Origin of the sequence: Pseudomonas sp. EA_15y_Pfl1_P101 (assembly GCF_963970835.1) — a bacterium.
GTDB classification, from domain to species: Bacteria; Pseudomonadota; Gammaproteobacteria; order Pseudomonadales; family Pseudomonadaceae; genus Aquipseudomonas; species Aquipseudomonas tritici.
In genome coordinates this window covers 15933-35747 of sequence record NZ_CAXAPA010000010.1, presented here as the reverse complement: position 1 = coordinate 35747, position 19815 = coordinate 15933, and the positions used below count along the sequence as shown (strand labels likewise).

At 60.9% G+C, this 19815-nt stretch carries 15 protein-coding genes; 13 read left to right on the top strand and 2 right to left on the bottom strand.

Annotation, left to right across the window (positions count from 1 at the left end; translation table 11 throughout):
- Positions 1 to 5 precede the first annotated feature (5 nt).
- The 13 genes from hutH to AACY36_RS16900 all read left to right on the top strand — a co-directional run bounded on the left by hutH (position 6) and on the right by AACY36_RS16900 (position 15754).
- Positions 6 to 1544 carry a histidine ammonia-lyase gene (gene hutH, locus AACY36_RS16960; protein ID WP_339415517.1) on the top strand — a complete coding sequence of 513 codons (1539 nt, stop codon included), beginning with the start codon at positions 6 to 8 and terminating at the stop codon, positions 1542 to 1544.
- A 150-nt stretch (positions 1545 to 1694) separates the two neighbouring features.
- On the top strand, positions 1695 to 2900 hold the full coding sequence (gene hutI, locus AACY36_RS16955) for an imidazolonepropionase (RefSeq protein ID WP_339438077.1): 1206 nt from the start codon (positions 1695 to 1697) through the stop codon (positions 2898 to 2900).
- Positions 2901 to 2911: 11 nt separating this feature from the next.
- Positions 2912 to 3712 carry an N-formylglutamate deformylase gene (gene hutG / locus AACY36_RS16950; protein ID WP_339497323.1) on the top strand — a complete coding sequence of 267 codons (801 nt, stop codon included), beginning with the start codon at positions 2912 to 2914 and terminating at the stop codon, positions 3710 to 3712.
- A gap of 211 nt (positions 3713 to 3923) precedes the next feature.
- Entirely contained in the window at positions 3924 to 4859 is a 936-nt protein-coding gene (choX, locus tag AACY36_RS16945) for a choline ABC transporter substrate-binding protein (RefSeq protein ID WP_339415520.1), read from the top strand.
- 38 nt (positions 4860 to 4897) lie between these two features.
- Positions 4898 to 5827 carry an alpha/beta hydrolase gene (locus AACY36_RS16940; RefSeq protein ID WP_339497321.1) on the top strand — a complete coding sequence of 310 codons (930 nt, stop codon included), beginning with the start codon at positions 4898 to 4900 and terminating at the stop codon, positions 5825 to 5827.
- 103 nt (positions 5828 to 5930) lie between these two features.
- Entirely contained in the window at positions 5931 to 6902 is a 972-nt protein-coding gene (pip, locus tag AACY36_RS16935) for a prolyl aminopeptidase (protein WP_339415522.1), read from the top strand.
- Positions 6899 to 7336: a D-aminoacyl-tRNA deacylase gene (dtd, locus tag AACY36_RS16930; RefSeq protein ID WP_339415523.1), complete on the top strand. Its 438-nt coding sequence runs from the start codon at positions 6899 to 6901 to the stop codon at positions 7334 to 7336. The genes pip and dtd overlap by 4 nt, the downstream gene beginning before the upstream one ends.
- A gap of 267 nt (positions 7337 to 7603) precedes the next feature.
- Positions 7604 to 9340, top strand: coding sequence for a glucan biosynthesis protein G (locus AACY36_RS16925; protein ID WP_339415524.1), 1737 nt, complete (start codon positions 7604 to 7606; stop codon positions 9338 to 9340).
- Positions 9333 to 11903: a glucans biosynthesis glucosyltransferase MdoH gene (gene mdoH / locus AACY36_RS16920; RefSeq protein ID WP_339435780.1), complete on the top strand. Its 2571-nt coding sequence runs from the start codon at positions 9333 to 9335 to the stop codon at positions 11901 to 11903. The genes AACY36_RS16925 and mdoH overlap by 8 nt, the downstream gene beginning before the upstream one ends.
- A 186-nt stretch (positions 11904 to 12089) precedes the next feature.
- Entirely contained in the window at positions 12090 to 12890 is an 801-nt protein-coding gene (locus AACY36_RS16915; RefSeq protein WP_339497319.1) for a transporter substrate-binding domain-containing protein, read from the top strand.
- A 219-nt stretch (positions 12891 to 13109) separates the two neighbouring features.
- Positions 13110 to 13907: a transporter substrate-binding domain-containing protein gene (locus AACY36_RS16910; protein ID WP_339415527.1), complete on the top strand. Its 798-nt coding sequence runs from the start codon at positions 13110 to 13112 to the stop codon at positions 13905 to 13907.
- A 160-nt stretch (positions 13908 to 14067) separates the two neighbouring features.
- Positions 14068 to 15027: an amino acid ABC transporter permease gene (locus AACY36_RS16905; protein ID WP_339435781.1), complete on the top strand. Its 960-nt coding sequence runs from the start codon at positions 14068 to 14070 to the stop codon at positions 15025 to 15027.
- Positions 15020 to 15754: an amino acid ABC transporter ATP-binding protein gene (locus tag AACY36_RS16900; RefSeq protein WP_339457297.1), complete on the top strand. Its 735-nt coding sequence runs from the start codon at positions 15020 to 15022 to the stop codon at positions 15752 to 15754. Before AACY36_RS16905 ends, AACY36_RS16900 begins: the two co-directional genes overlap by 8 nt.
- Before the next feature lie 16 nt (positions 15755 to 15770).
- On the opposite strand, the gene AACY36_RS16895 is transcribed toward AACY36_RS16900, so the two are convergent.
- Both AACY36_RS16895 and AACY36_RS16890 read right to left on the bottom strand, forming a co-directional pair.
- Positions 15771 to 17678, bottom strand: a complete 1908-nt coding sequence (locus AACY36_RS16895; RefSeq protein WP_339415530.1) for a methyl-accepting chemotaxis protein — start codon at positions 17676 to 17678, stop codon at positions 15771 to 15773.
- 128 nt (positions 17679 to 17806) lie between these two features.
- On the bottom strand, positions 17807 to 19723 hold the full coding sequence (locus AACY36_RS16890; protein ID WP_339427290.1) for a methyl-accepting chemotaxis protein: 1917 nt from the start codon (positions 19721 to 19723) through the stop codon (positions 17807 to 17809).
- Between the last annotated feature and the right edge of the window lie 92 nt (positions 19724 to 19815).

Sequence of the window (19815 nt, the reverse complement as noted above, 5' to 3'; positions counted from 1 at the left end):
GGAGTATGAATGTGACTGCGCTAAATCTGATTCCAGGCCAACTGAGCCTTGCCCAACTGCGGGCCATCTACCAGCAGCCGGTAACCCTCAGCCTGGATGACAGCGCCTCGGCCCAGATCGAAGCCAGCGTTGCCTGCGTGGAGCAGATTCTCGCCGAGAACCGCACCGCCTATGGCATCAACACCGGCTTCGGCCTGCTCGCCTCGACCCGCATCGCCAGCGAAGACTTGGAAAACCTCCAGCGCTCCCTGGTGCTGTCCCATGCCGCCGGTGTGGGTGAGCCGATCAGCGATGCGCTGGTGCGGCTGGTCATGGTGCTCAAGGTCAACAGCCTGAGCCGTGGGTTCTCTGGCATTCGTCGCCAGGTGATCGACGCGCTGATCGCGCTGATCAACGCCGAGGTGTACCCGCATATTCCGTTGAAAGGCTCGGTCGGTGCTTCCGGTGACCTGGCGCCGTTGGCGCACATGTCCCTGGTGCTGCTGGGCGAAGGCAAGGCGCGCTACAAAGGCGAATGGCTGGAAGCCACCGACGCGCTGAAAGTCGCCGGCCTCACGCCGTTGACCCTCGCCGCCAAAGAAGGCCTGGCGTTGCTCAACGGCACTCAGGTGTCCACCGCCTATGCCTTGCGTGGTCTGTTCGAAGGCGAAGACCTGTTCGCCGGCGCCCTCGCGTGCGGCGCCCTCACGGTGGAAGCGGTACTCGGTTCGCGCTCGCCGTTCGACGCACGTATTCATGCCGCACGTGGCCAGCGTGGGCAGATCGATTCAGCAGCGGCCTACCGTGACCTGCTGGGCGAAAACAGCCAGGTCTCTCAGTCGCACCAGAACTGCGACAAGGTGCAGGACCCGTACTCCCTGCGCTGCCAGCCACAAGTCATGGGCGCCTGCCTGACCCAGTTCCGCCAGGCCGCCGAAGTGCTGGTGGTGGAAGCCAACGCGGTGTCGGATAACCCGCTGGTGTTTGCCGCTGAAGGCGATGTGATTTCCGGCGGTAACTTCCACGCCGAACCCGTGGCCATGGCCGCTGACAACATGGCGCTGGCGATCGCTGAAATCGGTTCCCTGAGCGAGCGCCGTATCTCGCTGATGATGGACAAGCACATGTCGCAATTGCCGCCGTTCCTGGTGGGCAATGGTGGGGTCAACTCGGGCTTCATGATCGCTCAAGTCACTGCCGCCGCACTCGCCAGCGAGAACAAGGCGCTGGCTCACCCGCACAGTGTCGACAGCCTGCCGACTTCAGCCAACCAGGAAGACCATGTGTCAATGGCGCCTGCTGCCGGCAAGCGTCTGTGGGAAATGGCCGAGAACACCCGTGGCGTTCTGGCGGTTGAGTGGCTGGCGGCGTGCCAGGGGCTGGACCTGCGCGAAGGCCTGAAAACTTCGCCGAAGTTAGAAAAGGCGCGCGGCATTCTGCGCGAGAAAGTGGCGTTTTATGAAAAAGACCGCTTCTTTGCCCCGGACATCAATGCCGCCAGCGAACTGCTCGCCAGCCGTTGCCTGAATGAGTTGGTACCGGCCAACCTGCTGCCGAGCCTTTAAGCGCGACACCGGCCCCTTGTGGGCGCTGGCTTGCCTGCGATAGCAATCTGTCAGTTGATACATGTGTGACTGATACACCGCCAGCAAGGGCAGGCGCCCAAGGTCCATTACGACGCGGCTTTGTCTCATCGATAACTTAGGGAGGCGTTGATGAAAACGCTCTGGCAACACTGCCACGTCGCAACCATGGCCCAGGGCAAGTACTCGATCATCGAGGATGCCGCCATGGTGACTGCCGGTTCGCTCATCCAGTGGATCGGCCCCCGCAGCCAGGTACCCACGGCGGATTACGCCCAGGTGCATGACTTGCAAGGCGCGTGGGTCACCCCCGGGCTGATCGACTGCCATACCCACACGGTGTTTGGCGGTAACCGTAGCGGCGAATTCGAGCAGCGCCTCGAAGGCGTGAGCTACGCCGAAATCGCGGCCAAGGGCGGTGGCATTGCCAGCACCGTGCGCGCTACCCGTGCCGCGACCGAGGATGAACTGTTTGCCAGCGCCCACAAGCGCTTGCGCAGTTTGCTGCGCGACGGCGTCACTACGGTAGAGATCAAGTCCGGCTATGGCCTGGACTTGGTCAACGAACGCAAAATGCTGCGGGTCGCCCGTCGCCTTGGCGAAGCGCTGCCGGTCAGCGTGCGTGCCACGTGCCTGGCGGCTCATGCGTTGCCGCCGGAGTACAAGGACCGCGCCGACGACTACATCGACCACATCTGCGCCGAGATGCTGCCGGCCTTGGCGGCAGAAGGGCTGGTGGATGCGGTGGATGCGTTCTGCGAATACCTGGCGTTTTCCACCGAGCAGGTGGAGCGCGTGTTCAAAGTCGCCCAGCAACTGGGCCTGCCGGTGAAGCTGCACGCCGAGCAACTCTCGTCGCTGCACGGCTCCAGCCTGGCTGCGCGTTACCACGCGTTGTCGGCGGACCACCTGGAGTTCATGACCGAAGAAGACGCCATCGCCATGGCCGCCTCTGGCACCGTCGCGGTATTGCTGCCAGGCGCGTTCTACTTCCTGCGTGAAACCCAATTGCCGCCCATGGAGGCCCTGCGCAAGCACGGTGTGAAAATGGCCATCGCCAGCGACCTCAACCCCGGCACCTCGCCGGCGCTGTCGGTGCGCTTGATGCTGAATATGGCCTGCACGCTGTTTCGCATGACCCCTGAAGAAGCGTTGGCCGGCGCCACGCAACACGCGGCCACCGCATTGGGCATGGGTGACACCCATGGTTCCCTGGAAGCGGGCAAGGTCGCGGATTTTGTTGCCTGGCAGATTGATCGTCCCGCCGACCTGGCTTACTGGCTGGGCGGCGAGCTGGATAAACGCGTCGTGCGCCATGGCGTCGATGTCACTGTCTGAGGAGTGTTGCTGTGGATAAGGTTCTGAACTTCAAACAAGGCCGCGTGCCGCTGCTGATCAGCATGCCCCACGCCGGCCTGCGCCTGACGCCCGCCGTGGAGGCCGGATTGATCCCCGAGGCGCAAAGCCTGCCGGATACCGATTGGCACATCCCCACGCTTTATGACTTTGCCGAAGAGCTGGGCGCCAGCACCCTGGCGGCGGAGTACTCGCGGTTTGTCATCGATTTGAACCGGCCGTCCGACGACAAGCCGTTGTACGTGGGCGCCACCACCGGCCTGTACCCGGCGACGCTGTTTGATGGCGTGTCATTGTTCCGCGAAGGGTTGGAACCGAGCGAGGCGGAGCGCGCCAGTTACCTGCAAAAGGTCTGGGGCCCGTATCACCGCACGCTGCAAGAGGAGCTGGCGCGACTCAAGGCCAAGTTCGGCTACGCCTTGCTGTTTGATGCGCACTCGATTCGCTCGGTCATCCCGCACCTGTTCGATGGCAAGCTGCCGGACTTCAACCTCGGCACGTTCAACGGTGCTGCCTGTGATCCCGAGCTGGCCAGCCAGTTGGAAGCCATCTGCGCCCAACATCCGCAATACACCCATCTACTCAATGGGCGTTTCAAGGGCGGGCATATCACTCGGCATTACGGGGATCCGGCGCAGGATATTCATGCGGTGCAGTTGGAGTTGTGCCAGAGCACCTATATGGAGGAGTTCGAACCGTTCCGCTATCGCCCGGATCTGGCCGAGCCGACGCGCGTTGTACTGAAGCAATTGCTGGAAGGGTTCCTGGCTTGGGGGCCAGCGCATTACCGGTAAATTTTCGGTGCTGCAGCGATAGCCTTCGCGAGCAAGCCCGCTCCCACATTTTGACCGCATTTTTATGCTGCAACTCGGTCAACCTGCGGGCTTGCTCGCGAAGGCGGCCTTACAGTCGCCGCAGTGCAATTGCCGGTCGCCACAGGTCGTGTCAACCAAGGCTTCACTGGGTAGGGTTGTGCATTAAAAACAGCCGAGTGAGCCCTTATCCATGAAAAGACTGTTGTTGACCCTCACCAGCGCCCTATTGATTGGTGCCAACGCCATGGCCGCCGAACCGGCCTCCTGCAAAAACATCCGCATGGGCGTGGTCAGTTGGACCGACGTGGTCGCCACTTCCGGCATGGCTGACGTGCTGCTCAATGGTCTGGGCTACGACAGCAAACAAACCAGCGCCGTGCAGCAGATCATTTTTGCCGGCATCCGCGACAAGCGCCTGGATATCTTCCTCGGCTACTGGAAGCCGGCGATGGACAACAACATCGCGCCGTTCCTGGCGGCCAAGCAGGTCAAAGTCTTCGACAAACCCAGCCTCACCGACGCCCAGGCCACCCTGGCCGTGCCGCAATACGTAGCGGATGCCGGCCTGAAGACCTTTGCCGACATTGCTCGCTTCAAGGACAAACTGGGCGGCAAGCTCTATGGCATCGAACCCGGCAGTGGCGCGAATACCGATATCCAGAAAATGATCGACACCAACCGCTTCGGCCTGGGCGGCTTCAAGCTGATTGCCTCTGGCGAAGCGGGGATGCTGGCGGCGGTGCAGCGCGCGGTGAATCGCAAGGAGTTCGTGGTCTTTGTCGGTTGGACGCCGCACCCGATGAACATCAACATGAAAATGGCTTACCTCACTGGCAGTGAAGATGTGTTCGGCCCCAGCGAAGGCCGCGCCACCGTCTCTACCGTCACTGCGCCAGACTTTGCCGAACGTTGCCCCAACGCCAACCGTTTGTTGGTAAACCTCACCTTCACTGCCGCCCAGGAAAGCCAGTTGATGGTGCCGATCATGGCGCGCGAATCGCCCCAGGACGTGGCCCGGCAATGGTTGCGCGATCATCCCGAGGACCTGCAGCGCTGGCTGGTCGGGGTCACGGCGTTTGATGGCACGGACGCAGTGGCAGCTGTACAAGCCAGCCTGGAGCTCTGAGAACCTGCACCGATCAACTGTGTCAGGGATATTGGCGCATGTATCCGATTTCTCCACAGCTTGCCGCGTTCGTCGCAAAAACCGAGTCCTTCGCCAGCGATGACTCATCGCTTGCTGGATTGCGCCAGGCCTACGACCGTATGTGCCAGGCATTCACCCCGCCGGCGCCCGACAACTTATCCATCACGGACTTTTCTCTGGCCGGCGTGGGCGTGCGCAGTTACATGCCCTTCACGCCGGCCCCAGCGGGTGGTTGGTCATGTCTTCTCTATATACACGGTGGCGGCTGGGTCGTCGGCGGCCTGGATTCCCATGACTTCATCTGTTTCGAACTCGCCAGCGCTCTGCAGGTGCTGGTGATCGCCATCGATTACCGGCTGGCGCCTGAGCATCCGTTCCCGGCCGCGTACGAAGATTGTCGTGCGGTGTGGCAGGCGATCCAGTCGGGGCAAGGGCCGCACGTTATCAATCAGCAACAACTGGTGGTGATCGGTGACAGCGCGGGCGGCAATCTGGCAGCGGCGTTATGCCTGGGGCTGCGTGATGATCGGCAACCGCTGCCCCGCGCCCAAGTGTTGATCTATCCGGGCCTGGGTGGCCCATCCGACCTGCCGTCGCGCCGCGACTGCATGGACGCGCCGCTGCTCAGCAGCGCCGACACCGAGAGCTATCTGGCGCTGTACCTGCGGGGCAGTGGCAACCCGTCGCCCTACGCCATGCCGCTGTTGGCCGAAGATCTCAGCGGTTTGCCCAAGGCATTCATTGCTGTGGCCCAGTTCGACCCACTGCGTGACGACGGCCTGCTCTACGCCGAACGCCTGCAAGCGGCGGGCGTGGTCAGCGTACTTTATCCAGGGAAGGGCCTTGTCCACGGCTGCCTGCGGGCGCGGCGGCAGGCGCCGGAGGTGGATCAGCTCTACGATTGCCTGTTGCAGTACCTGGGGAGAGAAGGGCTGACACAGGTCTAAGCGCGCAAGGACATGCTCATTGCACAATTCGGGTTTATAGTGCCAGACGGCAGAATAAAAGACGTCCCCCCAGGGATGAACCCGACCCCTTACGGAGCGCGCAATGCAGACTTGGTACCCGCAGATCAAACCCTACGCCCGGCACGATCTGGCAGTCGATGACACCCACACGCTGTACGTCGATGAAAGTGGCTCCCCCGAAGGCTTGCCCGTCGTCTTCATCCATGGTGGCCCAGGTTCCGGTTGCGACGCCCAGAGCCGCTGTTATTTCGATCCGAACCTTTACCATATTGTGACCTTCGACCAGCGGGGCTGCGGTCGCTCCACGCCTCGCGCCAGTCTGGAAAACAACACCACCTGGGATCTAGTCGCCGACCTCGAGCGTATCCGCGAACATTTGGGGATCGACAAATGGGTGCTGTTCGGCGGTTCCTGGGGCTCTACCCTGGCCCTGGCCTACGCGCAAACCCACCCGGAGCGCGTGCTTGGTCTGATCGTGCGTGGCATATTCCTGGCCCGTCCGCAGGATATCGAATGGTTCTACCAGGACGGTGCGAGCCGGCTGTTCCCGGATTACTGGCAGGATTACATCGCGCCGATCCCACCGGAAGAGCGCCACGACATGATCGCCGCTTACCACAAGCGCCTCACCGGCAACGACCAGATCGCCCAGATGCACGCGGCCAAGGCCTGGTCCGGCTGGGAAGGGCGCATGCTGGGCCTGTGCCCGAGCCCGCAGCACGTGGAGCGGTTTTCCGAACCGCAACGCGCCCTGTCCATCGCGCGGATCGAGTGCCACTACTTCACCAACAACTCCTTCCTGGAGCCCAATCAGCTGATCCGTGATATGCACAAGATCGCTCATCTGCCTGGCGTCATCATTCATGGACGCTACGATATGATCTGCCCATTGGATAACGCCTGGGAGCTGCACCAGGCCTGGCCGAACAGTGAACTGCAGGTGATTCGCGAGGCCGGTCATGCGGCGTCCGAACCCGGGATCACCGATGCGTTGGTGCGTGCGACCAGCGAAATGGCACGGCGCTTGCTCGACCTGCCGCCAGAAGAAGCATGAAGGGCCTGTTGCAACGGGTGCGTAGCGCCCGCGTAGAGGTGGCGGGCGAAGTCGTCGGCGCAATCGATCAGGGTTTGCTGGTGCTGGTGGCCGTCGAACCTTCAGATACCCCCGAGAGCGCCGACAAATTGCTGCACAAGCTGTTGAACTACCGGGTGTTCAGCGATGACGAGGGCAAGATGAACCTGTCGTTGAAGGACATCGGCGGTGGGTTGTTGCTGGTGTCGCAGTTCACGCTGGCGGCGGATACCAAGAGCGGGCTGCGACCGAGCTTCTCCACAGCGGCCCCACCGGCACTGGGAGCGGCGCTTTTTGATCACTTGCTGTTACAAGCGAAACAATTGCATGGCAAGGTGGCGTCGGGGCGTTTTGGCGCCGATATGCAGGTGCATTTGGTCAATGACGGGCCTGTCACCTTCCTCTTGCAGACGTGAATGTATTAAAAACGACTTTTAATGCCTAAAAACGCAGGGTTTCGCTACAAATACTTCGTTGTCCCTGATGCGTTGTCTCGCGGGCTACTAGATAATCGCGCGCTACGGGGATCAGCGTTGTTTGGTCCATTTTTGATTTAGGTAGAGACTTGTCCGACAACCCATGGGGAATCATTTTGTCCCAGGGGAGTCGGAACAATGCTCGCCAACCTGGCATATAGATAGCTGGCCGTTGGTTTTATGATCTGTTTTCGGCGAGGGTTGCTCGTGATTGTTAGTCCCTGTAATGCACCAAAATTGTCTGCCAAACGGTTACGAAACGCACTGGTGACGGGCTCCGCCCTGTTTTGCCTGTTCGGCGCGGGTCAACTGTGGGCATTCAGTCTGGATGATGTGTCGGCCAAGGCAAAAGAGCTGGCCGGGCAGAAATACGAAGCTCCGCGCAGCAATCTGCCGAACGAATTCCGCGAAATGAAATTCGCCGACTATCAAAAGATTCGTTTCCGTAACGAAAAGGCCGAGTGGGCCGATCAGAACACCCCGTTCAAGTTGTCCTTCTATCACCAGGGTATGCACTTCGATACGCCGGTGAAAATCAACGAAGTCACCGCCGACAGCGTCAATGAAATCAAGTACGACCCGACGCGTTTCGATTTCGGTGACGTGAAATTTGATCCTAAAGCCACCGATCAGCTGGGTTATGCCGGTTTCCGTGTGCTTTACCCGATCAACAAGAACGACAAGCAAGACGAAATCATGACCATGCTGGGCGCCAGCTACTTCCGCGTGGTCGGCAAAGGTCAGGTCTATGGCCTGTCTGCCCGCGGCATGGCGATCGACACTGCATTGCCTTCCGGCGAAGAATTCCCGCGTTTCACCGAGTTCTGGATCGAGCGTCCGAAGCCGGGTGAAAAACACCTGGTGATCTTTGCCTTGCTGGACTCGCCACGCGCAACCGGCGCTTACCGCCTGATCCTGCGTCCGGGCACCGACACCATTGTCGATGTGAAATCCCAGATGTTCCTGCGCGACAAGGTCACCAAACTGGGCGTTGCCCCGTTGACCAGCATGTACCTGTTCGGCGCGAACCAGCCGTCCAAAGTGCTCAACTACCGTCGTGAGCTCCACGATTCCAGCGGTCTTTCGATCCATGCCGGCAACGGCGAGTGGATCTGGCGCCCACTGAACAACCCTAAACACCTGTCGGTCAGCAACTTCACCGTCGAGAACCCGAAAGGTTTCGGCCTGCTGCAACGTGGTCGCGACTTCAGCCACTACGAAGACCTTGACGATAACTACGACAAGCGCCCAAGCGCCTGGATCGAGCCTGAGGGCGACTGGGGCAAAGGCACCGTCAACCTGGTAGAGATTCCGACTGCCGATGAAACCAACGACAACATCGTTGCTTTCTGGAGCCCGGAAAAACTGCCGGAAGTGGGCCAGCCGCTGGACGTTTCCTACCGCATGCACTGGACCATGGACGAGAAAGCCTTGCACCCGGCCGACAGCGCCTGGGTCAAGCAGACCCTGCGTTCCACCGGTGACGTGAAGCAGTCCAACCTGATCCGCCAGCCGGATGGCAGCGTGGCCTACCTGGTCGACTTCGAGGGCCCGTCCCTCAAGGCTCTGCCGTCGGACGCCGCGGTTCGCAGCCAGGTCAGTGTCAGCGACAACGCCGAACTGGTTGAAAACAGCGTGCGCTACAACGAGCACACCAAAGGGTGGCGCCTGACCCTGCGCATGAAGATCAAGGACGCAGGCAAGCCGACCGAAATGCGTGCGGCACTGGTGCAGGACGTTGCCCCGCCTGCCCCAGAGCAGGACTCGAGCCACGTGCTCAAGGCCGACAAGGTTCTGGCCAAGCAACACGAGAAACAGGCCAAGAAAGACGCAAAAAACAAGGACGCCAAGCAGCCAGAAGCTGCCCCAGCCACACCGGAGCCGATCAAGACCGAGCAAGTCCTGACCGAAACCTGGAGCTATCAGTTGCCTGCCGATGAGTAATTCTCAAGCCATGCCCGAGACTCTGTCCGAGTACCTGGCGCATCTACCGATGACCGCTGAGCAGCGCGCCGAACTGGCGGGCTGCACATCCTTCACCGAGTTGCACGAGCGCTTGTCATCGTCGACGTTCGACGCGCCCGTCGAAGCCGCCCAGGCGTCGGTTGGCCGCCGGTTGACCCTCAACACTGCCGAAGAGCTGCAAGACGCCGAAATGCTGGTGCTCGACGCCAGCGGTCGCGTGTGCCTCAAGGCCACGCCGCCGATTCGTCGTACCCGTGTGGTTCCGGAGCCGTGGCGCACCAATATCCTGGTGCGCGGCTGGCGCCGTATCACCGGCCGCAGCAATCCGCCGGCACCGCCGAAGGATGAACGCGTACTGCCGGCCGCCCGCTGGCGTACCGTCGGCTCGATCCGCCGTTACATCCTACTGGTGCTGATGCTCGGCCAGACCATCGTGGCCGGCTGGTACATGAAAGGCATCATGCCGTACCAGGGCTGGTCGCTCGTTGACTTCGACGAGATCCGCAACCAGACCCTGCTGCAAACCGCTACCCAGGTACTGCCTTACGCCCTGCAAACCAGCATCCTGATCATGTTCGGGATCTTGTTCTGCTGGGTGTCGGCCGGTTTCTGGACCGCGTTGATGGGCTTCCTGGAACTGCTCACTGGCCACGATAAATACCGCATCTCCGGTAAAAGTGCCGGTGATGAGCCGATCCCGAAAGACGCCCGCACTGCGCTGGTGATGCCGATCTGCAACGAAGACGTGCCCCGGGTATTTGCCGGCCTGCGCGCTACGTTCGAGTCGGTCGCCGCCACCGGTGACTTGGATCGCTTCGACTTCTTCGTGCTCAGCGACAGCAATGACGCCGACATCTGCATCGCCGAACAGCAAGCCTGGCTCGACGTGTGCCGCGAAGCCGGTGGTTTCGGCAAGCTCTTCTATCGCCGTCGTCGCCGTCGGGTAAAGCGCAAGAGCGGCAACCTCGACGACTTCTGCCGTCGTTGGGGCGGTGACTACAAATACATGGTCGTGCTTGACGCTGACAGCGTGATGAGCGGCGAATGCCTGACCAGCCTGGTGCGCCTGATGGAAGCCACGCCGGATGCGGGGATTATCCAGACCGCGCCACGCGCGTCGGGCATGGACACCCTGTATGCGCGCATGCAGCAGTTCGCCACGCGTGTTTATGGCCCGCTGTTCACGGCCGGCCTGCACTTCTGGCAGCTGGGTGAATCCCACTATTGGGGTCACAACGCGATCATCCGCATGAAGCCGTTTATCGAGCACTGCGCCTTGGCGCCATTGCCAGGTAAGGGCGCGTTCGCCGGTTCGATTCTGTCCCATGACTTCGTTGAAGCAGCGCTGATGCGCCGTGCCGGCTGGGGCGTGTGGATTGCCTACGACCTGCCGGGCAGTTACGAAGAACTGCCGCCGAACCTGCTGGACGAACTCAAGCGTGACCGTCGCTGGTGCCACGGTAACCTGATGAACTTCCGCCTGTTCCTGGTTAAAGGCATGCACCCGGTGCACCGCGCGGTGTTCCTGACCGGCGTGATGTCCTACCTGTCGGCGCCGTTATGGTTCCTGTTCCTGGTGTTGTCCACGGCGCTGCTGGCGGTGAACACGCTGATGGAGCCGCAGTACTTCATGGCGCCACGCCAGTTGTACCCGCTGTGGCCGCAATGGCATCCGGACAAGGCGGTGGCGCTGTTCTCCACCACCATCGTGCTGCTGTTCCTGCCCAAGCTGCTGAGCATCATTTTGATCTGGGCCAAGGGCGCGAAAGAGTTCGGTGGCAAGTTCAAGGTGACGATGTCGATGCTGCTGGAGATGCTGTTCTCTATGCTGCTGGCGCCGGTGCGGATGATTTTTCACACGCGTTTCGTGCTTGCCGCGTTCCTCGGCTGGGCCGCGACATGGAACTCGCCCAAGCGTGATGACGACTCGACTACCTGGGGTGAAGCCTTCAAACGCCACGGTACGCAAACCTTGCTCGGCTTCCTCTGGGCCTTGCTGGTGGTGTGGTTGAATCCAAGCTTCCTGTGGTGGCTGGTGCCGATTGTCGGCTCGTTGATGCTGTCGATTCCGGTGTCGGTGATTTCCAGTCGGGTCAACCTGGGCCTCAAGTCCCGCGACGAGAGCCTGTTCCTGATCCCTGAGGAATACAATCCACCGCAGGCGTTGCTGTCGACCGAGCAGTACACTCACGAAAACCGTTGGCACGCGCTGAACGACGGCTTTGTGCGCTCGGTGGTTGATCCACAGCAAAACGCCCTGGCGTGTGCCCTGGCGACCTCACGGCACCGTGAGTCCGAGCCGATCGAGCACCTGCGTACAGAGCGTGTGCGTCATGCGTTGAAAGTCGGCCCAGCCGGCCTTAACAACGGCGAACGCGTGGCATTGCTCAGCGACCCGGTAGCCCTGGCTCGCCTGCACGAGCAGGTGTGGAGCGAAGGCCATGCCGAGTGGCTCGCCGCCTGGCGGGACTCGATCAAGGCCGATCCGCACGCGCCGTTGCTACCCCTGCAACCGCTGACATCCCAGGCCCAACCGGCCTGATTCAGACGCCCCCGAGGGCTCACCTCGGGGGCGTTCGAAACGCTGATCCTACAGCGTTTCCAAGCTTTTCCCTCTCTCGTTAACCTTCTGTTATTTCGAAACAAAAGACCCTCGTCCAAGGCGTATTGCCGTGCCCGTGGCTGAGTTAGCATCGCCCCCGAATTTGACTCGGCCACTGGGGTATTCATGAGCAAAGGCTATTGTTCGGCGCTGTTGATAGGCGCTGTCGCATTGATTCACATAGGCCTGGCACAGGCAGGCGCGATTGACGACGCGGTTCGACGCGGTGTGCTGAAAGTCGGCACCACGCCCACTTACATGCCCTTTGAAATGACCGATAAACAAGGGCGCATCGTCGGCTTTGAAATCGACCTGCTCAAGGTCATGAGCCAGGCCTTGGGGGTTGATCTTGAATTGGTTGCAGTGCCTTACAACGAGTTGGTGGAGGGGCTGCAGGCGAAAAATTTCGACCTGATCGGCAGCGGTATGACCGTCACCCAGGAACGCAACATTAAGCTGAACTTCAGCGATTCGTTCATCGTGGTCGGTCAGTCAGTGTTGTTGCATCCACGTCTCATGGGCAAGGTCGCCAGTGTCGAAGACCTGGACGACGCCAGCTACCGAATCGCTACCGCCGAAGGCACCACCGGCGAGTCAGCGGCGCGACGGTTTCTGGGGGCGGCCCGGCTCAGCAGTTTTGCAACGCCGGAAGAGGGCGTGCGCGAAGTGGTGCAAGGCGAGGCCGATGCCTTTATTCATGACGCACCCTACAACCTCATCGCCTTGAGTCGCCCGGAAAACAGCGCGCTGCTGGCGCTTGAGCAACCCTTCACCTTTGAACCCCTGGCGTTTGGCTTGAAGAAAGGCGATTTCGACAGCCTCAACTGGATCAACCACTTCCTCAACCAGGTTGCCCTGGATGGGACCTACGATCGCTTGCACGACAAGTGGTTTAAGGACACGGCCTGGATGGCGGAAATCGACTGAAAGTCATAACTCTATACACATCAATCCGTTACTGCTGCGCTCTGCCCAAATGTCTATGCGTGCGCTTTGCCGTAGCGTTGCTGGGCTTTTGCGAGATACGCCGATAACAAATAGCCGTGAAACCTTTGTAGCGGGAGGCGAGTGGGTTAGGATCGCACCCCGAAATGGTGCAGCCCTTTTGCGCGCCGACCTTACAAGAATCGTTCAGGGGACTTGATGATGAAGAAGTATCTTTCGATGCTGCTGCTTGGCGTCACCGCGCTGGTCGCGGCCAACGCGGCCCAGGCCGGCGCAATCGATGATGCGGTCAAGCGTGGCACGCTGAAAGTCGGCATGGACCCGACCTACATGCCGTTTGAAATGACCGACAAGCGCGGTGAAATCATCGGCTTCGAAGTCGACATCCTCAAGGCCATGGCCAAGTCCATGGGCGTCAAGCTGGAGCTGGTATCCACTGGCTATGACGGCATCATCCCTGCCTTCCTGACCGGCAAGTTCGACATGATCGGCAGCGGCATGACCCTGACCCAGGAACGCAACCTGCGCCTGAACTTCAGCGAGCCCTTCATCGTGGTCGGCCAGACCCTGCTGATTCGCAAGGAGCTGGAAGGCACCATCAAGTCTTACAAAGACCTGAACGACGAGAAATACCGCCTGACCTCCAAGCTGGGTACCACGGGCGAGATGGTCGCCAAGAAGCTGATCTCCAAGGCCAAGTACCACGGCTACGATAACGAGCAGGAAGGCGTGCTGGACGTGGTCAACGGCAAGGCCGATGCCTTTGTGTATGACGCACCGTACAACGTGGTTGCCCAGAAGAAAGTCGGTAGCGGCAAGCTGGTGTTCCTCGAAGAACCGTTCACCTTCGAACCCCTGGCGTTTGGCCTGAAAAAAGGCGACTACGACAGCATCAACTTCATCAACAACTTCCTGCACCAGATCCGCAACGACGGCACCTACGATCGTATCCATGACAAGTGGTTCAAGCGCTCCGAGTGGCTCAAGGATATGGAATAAGCCAGGCTGAATACCGAGTCGCGTCCTTCGCGAGCAAGCCCGCTCCCACATTTGACCGAGTTCCAACATGAGAATGCGGTCGAAAGTGGGAGCGGTGGTTCGACGTTTCGACTTGCTCGCGAAGGCGGCCTCACAGGCGACACAAAACCCGGAAAGTAAAATGAAACAGAAAAAAGCCCAATGGCCCTGGCACCTGCTGACCGTGGTCGTGCTGGTCGGCCTGGCTGGCGCCTTGTACTACGCCACCTCGCTGATGTCCTACGAGTGGCGTTGGAACCGCGTGCCGCAATACTTCGTCTACCAGGCTGAGACGTCCCAGCGTGCCGCCGACATCTCCACGGTTGTCGAACTGGTGCGCAAAGGCGATGTGGCTGAAGTGACCCTGCGCAACGACGCGGGTGCCGAGCAAAGGCTGACCGTTGCCGACAACAGCCTGCAAGTGGCGCGTGGCGACGATGTGGCCGAAGGCGACGTGGTGGGCGTGACCCGGCATTGGGCGTTGGGCCCTTTGATGTGGGGGGTGTGGACCACGCTGTGGCTGTCGGTGGTATCCGGCATCCTCGGGCTGGCGATCGGGCTGGCGACCGGCTTGTGCCGACTGTCCAATAACCCGACCCTGCGCGATCTGTCGACGATCTACGTCGAGCTGGTGCGCGGCACGCCGCTGTTGGTGCAAATCTTCATTTTCTATTTCTTTATCGGCACGGTACTCAACCTGTCCCGGGAATTTGCCGGTATCGCCGCGCTGTCGCTGTTTACTGGCGCGTATGTGGCGGAAATCGTGCGCGCTGGCGTGCAGTCCATCACCCGTGGCCAGAACGAAGCCGCTCGCTCCTTAGGCCTGAGCGCGAGCCAGTCGATGCGCCATGTGGTATTGCCGCAGGCCTTCAAGCGCGTGCTGCCGCCGTTGGCCGGGCAATTTATCAGCCTGGTAAAGGACACTTCCCTGGTGTCGGTGATCGCGATTACCGAACTGCTCAAGAGCGGCCGCGAGGTGATCACCACTTCGTTCTCGCCGTTTGAAATCCTGTTCTGCGTCGCAGGCTTGTACCTGCTGATCAACCTGCCGCTGTCGAAAATCGCCAGTCGGCTTGAGCGGAGGCTCGCGCAAAGTGATTGAAGTCCGCGATCTGGTAAAAGTCTTCGACACGCGTGGCCAAGTAGTGCGCGCGGTGGACCACGTCACCACCCAGGTGGCCAAGGGCGAAGTGCTGGTGGTGATCGGCCCGTCGGGCTCCGGCAAGTCGACCTTCCTGCGTTGCCTTAATGGCCTTGAGGCGTTCGACTCCGGCTCGGTGAGCATCGACGGCCTGCAACTGGCTGATCCGAAAACCGACGTCAACGCCTACCGCCGTGAAGTTGGCATGGTGTTCCAGCACTTCAACCTGTTCCCTCACATGACTGTGCTGGAAAACCTGTGCCTGGCGCAGAAAGTCGTGCGCAAGCGCGGCAAGCAGGAGCGTGAGGCCAAGGCCCTGGCGCTGCTGGAGAAGGTCGGTATCGCGCAAAAGGCCAATGAATTTCCATCCCGCTTGTCCGGCGGCCAGCAACAACGGGTCGCGATTGCCCGAGCCCTGGCGATGGAGCCCAAGGTGATGCTCTTTGATGAGCCCACTTCGGCGCTCGACCCGGAAATGGTCGGCGAGGTGCTGGATGTGATGAAGACCCTGGCCCTGGAAGGCATGACCATGGTCTGCGTCACCCACGAAATGGGCTTTGCCCGTGAAGTGGCCGACCGCGTGCTGTTTTTCGACCATGGCAAGTTGCTGGAAGACGCGGCCCCGGCCGAGTTCTTCGCTGCGCCCAAAGACCCAAGGGCCCAGGCGTTCCTGCGCCAAGTCCTCTGATGTCGCAAACCACAGGTCAAAGCCGGAACTTGTCGACCAGTGTCTGCAGGTCCAGGCTCAGCCGCGTCAACTGAACACTGGCCGCCGCCGTTTCCTCGCTGGCGGCCGCTGTTTGCTCCGACACGTCCCGCACTTTCATCACGCTGCAATTTATTTCCTCGGCCACGGCACTTTGTTGTTCGGCGGCAGCGGCAATCTGCGGGTTCATTTCCTGGATGATCGAGACTGTACGGATAATGGCTACCAATGCATCGCCTGCGTCGCGGCTCCGGTCGACACTGTTGTCGGTCAGCGCGCGGCTGCCGTCCAAAATGTCTGCCACCTGTTGGGTGCCGGTGTGCAGGCCGCAGATCAGTCCTTCGATTTCTTCAGCGGATGCCTGCGTGCGCAAGGCCAGGCTGCGGACTTCATCGGCGACCACAGCAAACCCTTCGCCTGCCGTGCCCGCACGCGCCGCTTCAATGGCCGCGTTCAGGGCCAGCAGGTTGGTTTGTTGAGACACTGATTTTATGACGTCCAACACACCTCCGATTTTTTGGCTTTCGCGTTGCAATGCAATCATCGCCTGGCTGGAGCGCGCCATTTCGTGGGCCAGATGGCCAATTTGCTCCACCGCCTGCCCGACGACCTTGTCCCCGGTGCTGGCTTGTTGATCGGCCTCATTGGCCGCCGCCGATGCTTGTTCGGCATGTCGTGCGACTTCTTGGGCGGTGGCGAGCATTTCATTCATCGCTGTGGCCATCTGGTCTGTTTCGTCTTTCTGATCATTGATCCCGGCGCGAGTCTGCTCGGTGACGGCTGAGAGCTGCGTGGCGGCGCTGGCGATCTGCCGGGCGCTGTCGCCAATGCTGCTGATCAGGCTGCGCAGGTTGCGGGTCATTTGTCCGATGCTTTGCTGCAACTGGCCCAGTTCGTCGCGACGTTCCACCTGGATGTCGTGGCTCAAGTCGCCGTCGGCGACACGGTGAGCGGCAGTGAGGATTTCGCGCAGCGGCACGGCAATCTGCCGGGCGATCCACCAGGCGGCAAATGAACCCAGCAACAAGGCGGCCACCGTGACACTCGAAAGCAAGGTGCGGGTATGGTCAGCCTCACTGTCGCGCTTGATGGTCTGGCTTTGGCTCAGCAATTCATTGTGTTCCAGTAACTGGTTGAGTTGTTGTTCAAAGCGGTTCTGTACGGTCTCAGTGGTGAGCTGGGCTTCCTTGAGCGTGAGGAGCTGCGCACGGTAGTTCGCCAGGTCTGTTTTGAGCAGGGCCGAATCGACAGGCAGGCGGGTCACGGCGGCCTGGGCAACGTCCAGCGCGTCGAGGGTGTTGCTGACGGCGTCGGCGTAAGCTTGCAACGTTTCGGCCGCCCAGGCGGGGCTCTGGGCGCGATCCGCGGCCTGCTCCATGACGTGGCGCAGGTTTTCAATCGCATCCAGTGCTTGCTGGTCTTGCTGGTCAGGCAGTTCGCTGGCCAGCTGCGCGAGGGTGTCGCTGGCCTGCAGCGCCATCGCGTGGAGCGGCGGGCGAGTATTGTCGCGCCGTTCGATCAAGGGCGGCAGTTCTACGAGCGTGGCTTTGAAACTGGCCACCAGGCGTTCCGCTTCCTGGATGCGCCGCAGTTCTGCTGGGTCCTCAAGGTGGTTTGCCAGGTCGCGCAGATGCTGGTCGATGGTTTCAATCTGTTGCGCCATCTTGCCCAGGCTGGCGGTGTCAGTGAGGGTGCGGTAAACGATACGGTCGGCGCGCATCGCCTCCGCGACAGCCGCCAGTTGGCCCAGTGTCGACAAGTTGCTTGAGCGCAGAAGTACGTCATTCAGGGCCTGCCAGCCGGTCACGGCGATGACGAGGCTGAGGACCAGCACCTGGCCAAATCCCAGGGCGAGTTTGATACGGACGCTGGCGTTGACCAGCAAGCGGGTCAGCCGAGGAAACATGGTGAACCTCCAAATCTGAAAAAGCGCGTAGACCAACGCTAAATCGATTCGGGGTGATGGCGGGCTGATAACTACGTAGGAAGTTTCACAACTTGCGGCGGCCTCGACTGGCCGCCGCGTAGGACCGATCAGATACGGAAACGTCCGACCAGCGTCTGCAAGTAGATGCCCAGACGTGCCAGTTCAGCACTGGACGCGGCGGTTTCTTCGCTGGCCGAAGAGGTTTGTTCCGACACATCGCGCACGTTCAGTACGCTGCGATTGATCTCTTCAGCCACGGCGCTTTGTTGCTCGGCGGCGGTGGCGATCTGCGAGTTCATTGCCTGGATGGTCGAGACCGTGCGGGTGATGTTCGCCAAGGCGCTGCCGGCACGGCGGGTCAGTTCAACGCTGCTGTCGGTCAGGCCACGGCTGTTATCCATGATGGTCGCCACCTGTTGGGTGCCGTTTTGCAGGCCGACAATCAGCTCTTCGATCTCTTCGGTGGACTTCTGCGTACGCTGGGCCAGGCTGCGCACTTCATCGGCCACCACCGCAAAGCCACGCCCGGCTTCACCGGCACGCGCGGCTTCAATCGCGGCGTTGAGGGCCAGCAGGTTGGTTTGCTGGGCCACGGACTTGATCACGTCGAGCACGCTGCCGATCTTGTCGCTTTCGCGCTTCAAGTCGCCCATGGCAGCGGTGGAGTTGCCGACTTCGGTGGCCAGGCGTTCGATCTGAGCGATGGCTTCACCGACCACTTTATCGCCCTCACGGGCTTGCTGGTCTGCGGCCACGGCGGCTTCGGACGCTTCCTCGGCGTTGCGCGCGACTTCCTGCACGGTGGCGGCCATTTCGTTCATGGCAGTGGCGACCTGGTCGGTCTCGATCTTCTGGCTGTTGACCCCGGCGCTGGTCTGCTCGGTAACGGCAGACAGTTGCTCGGCGGCGCTGGCGATCTGGGTGACGCCGTCGCTGATCCCGCCAATCAGCTCACGCAGGCCGACGGTCATACTTTGCATGGCGCGTTGCAGTTGGCCCAGTTCGTCCTGGCGCAGGGAGGTCAGGTTGTGGCTCAGGTCACCCAAGGCCACGCGCTCGGCCACCTGGAGGGTCTCGTTCAGCGGGAGGATGATCTGACGGGTGATGGCCCATGCGGCGACCAGGCCAAAGATCAGCGCGAGTGTCGCGGCCAACAGCAACAACTGTTTGGCGCGTGCGGCGTCTGTATCACGCACAACCGTTTGCGAGGCGGTCAGTTTGTTGCTGCGGTCCAGCAGTAGTTCGCCCTGGTTGACCATGATTTTCAAGGCCTCGGCGCTGGAGACTTGAGAGTCACGGTATTGGCTCACCGCTGCACGGTAAGCTTGCAGCGAAACGCTGGCCTGTTGCAGGTTTTTTGTATATTGCTCGGGTAGCTGGCTATCGAGGGCGGTGATTTTCTTCAAGGCGTTGTCGATGGCGTCCAGCGCTGGTTGCTCGGCCTCGACCCTGCCGCTATAGGTGTAGCCACGCACCTGGAAGCGGGCTTGCTGGATCAGCTTGCTCAAATCGACAACGCTGTTGAACTGGCTGACGCTGTCGCCTTGCAGCAGAGCTTTTTCAACCTCACTCACGTTGGCCACTGCGTTGTCGGCCGTGTCGCCCAGTTTGCTGCGGGCGTTTTCCCGGTTGGCGCCGGCCTGCACCATGGCCTCGAATGCGCGCTTGTACTGGTCGACCGCCGCGAGTTGATCATCGATCAAGGCAATCTCAGCGGGCTGCTCAATGAGTGTACGTGCGGTTTTCAGGCCGCTTTCCAGTTGGCCGAGAAAACCATTGACCGTCGTCGGACCCTGCTCGCCACGGCGCATTTCAAAATCCAGGCGCGCGATGCGCAATTCCTTGCTCAGGTCGTTGAGGCTGGCGATATACCCCAGTTTGTCGCCGCGGCTGATCACGCCGGAGAGCCCGGTCCAGCCGGTGAACGTGATCATCAGCGTCAGCAGCAATACCAGCCCGAAGCCTACGCCCAGCTTGGTTTTGACACTCACATTCCCCAGCCTTTCGGCTAACCATCGATACATGCTGTAAACTCCCCTGGAACAAGGCTTGGACTTATTCGAAGGGTATCGGCACGCACGCAGTATTCTGTAGCGACACAGCTCCAATGTGGGAG

What these genes read in the sequence shown, in the direction of transcription:
- hutH (WP_339415517.1), top strand. Translation starts at nt 6, where the DNA reads ATGAATGTGACTGCGCTAAATCTGATTCCAGGCCAACTGAGCCTTGCC.
- hutI (WP_339438077.1), top strand. Translation starts at nt 1,695, where the DNA reads ATGAAAACGCTCTGGCAACACTGCCACGTCGCAACCATGGCCCAGGGC.
- choX (WP_339415520.1), top strand. Translation starts at nt 3,924, where the DNA reads ATGAAAAGACTGTTGTTGACCCTCACCAGCGCCCTATTGATTGGTGCC.
- AACY36_RS16940 (WP_339497321.1), top strand. Translation starts at nt 4,898, where the DNA reads ATGTATCCGATTTCTCCACAGCTTGCCGCGTTCGTCGCAAAAACCGAG.
- pip (WP_339415522.1), top strand. Translation starts at nt 5,931, where the DNA reads ATGCAGACTTGGTACCCGCAGATCAAACCCTACGCCCGGCACGATCTG.
- dtd (WP_339415523.1), top strand. Translation starts at nt 6,899, where the DNA reads ATGAAGGGCCTGTTGCAACGGGTGCGTAGCGCCCGCGTAGAGGTGGCG.
- mdoH (WP_339435780.1), top strand. Translation starts at nt 9,333, where the DNA reads ATGAGTAATTCTCAAGCCATGCCCGAGACTCTGTCCGAGTACCTGGCG.
- AACY36_RS16915 (WP_339497319.1), top strand. Translation starts at nt 12,090, where the DNA reads ATGAGCAAAGGCTATTGTTCGGCGCTGTTGATAGGCGCTGTCGCATTG.
- AACY36_RS16910 (WP_339415527.1), top strand. Translation starts at nt 13,110, where the DNA reads ATGAAGAAGTATCTTTCGATGCTGCTGCTTGGCGTCACCGCGCTGGTC.
- AACY36_RS16905 (WP_339435781.1), top strand. Translation starts at nt 14,068, where the DNA reads ATGAAACAGAAAAAAGCCCAATGGCCCTGGCACCTGCTGACCGTGGTC.
- AACY36_RS16895 (WP_339415530.1), bottom strand. Translation starts at nt 17,678, where the DNA reads ATGTTTCCTCGGCTGACCCGCTTGCTGGTCAACGCCAGCGTCCGTATC.
- AACY36_RS16890 (WP_339427290.1), bottom strand. Translation starts at nt 19,723, where the DNA reads ATGTATCGATGGTTAGCCGAAAGGCTGGGGAATGTGAGTGTCAAAACC.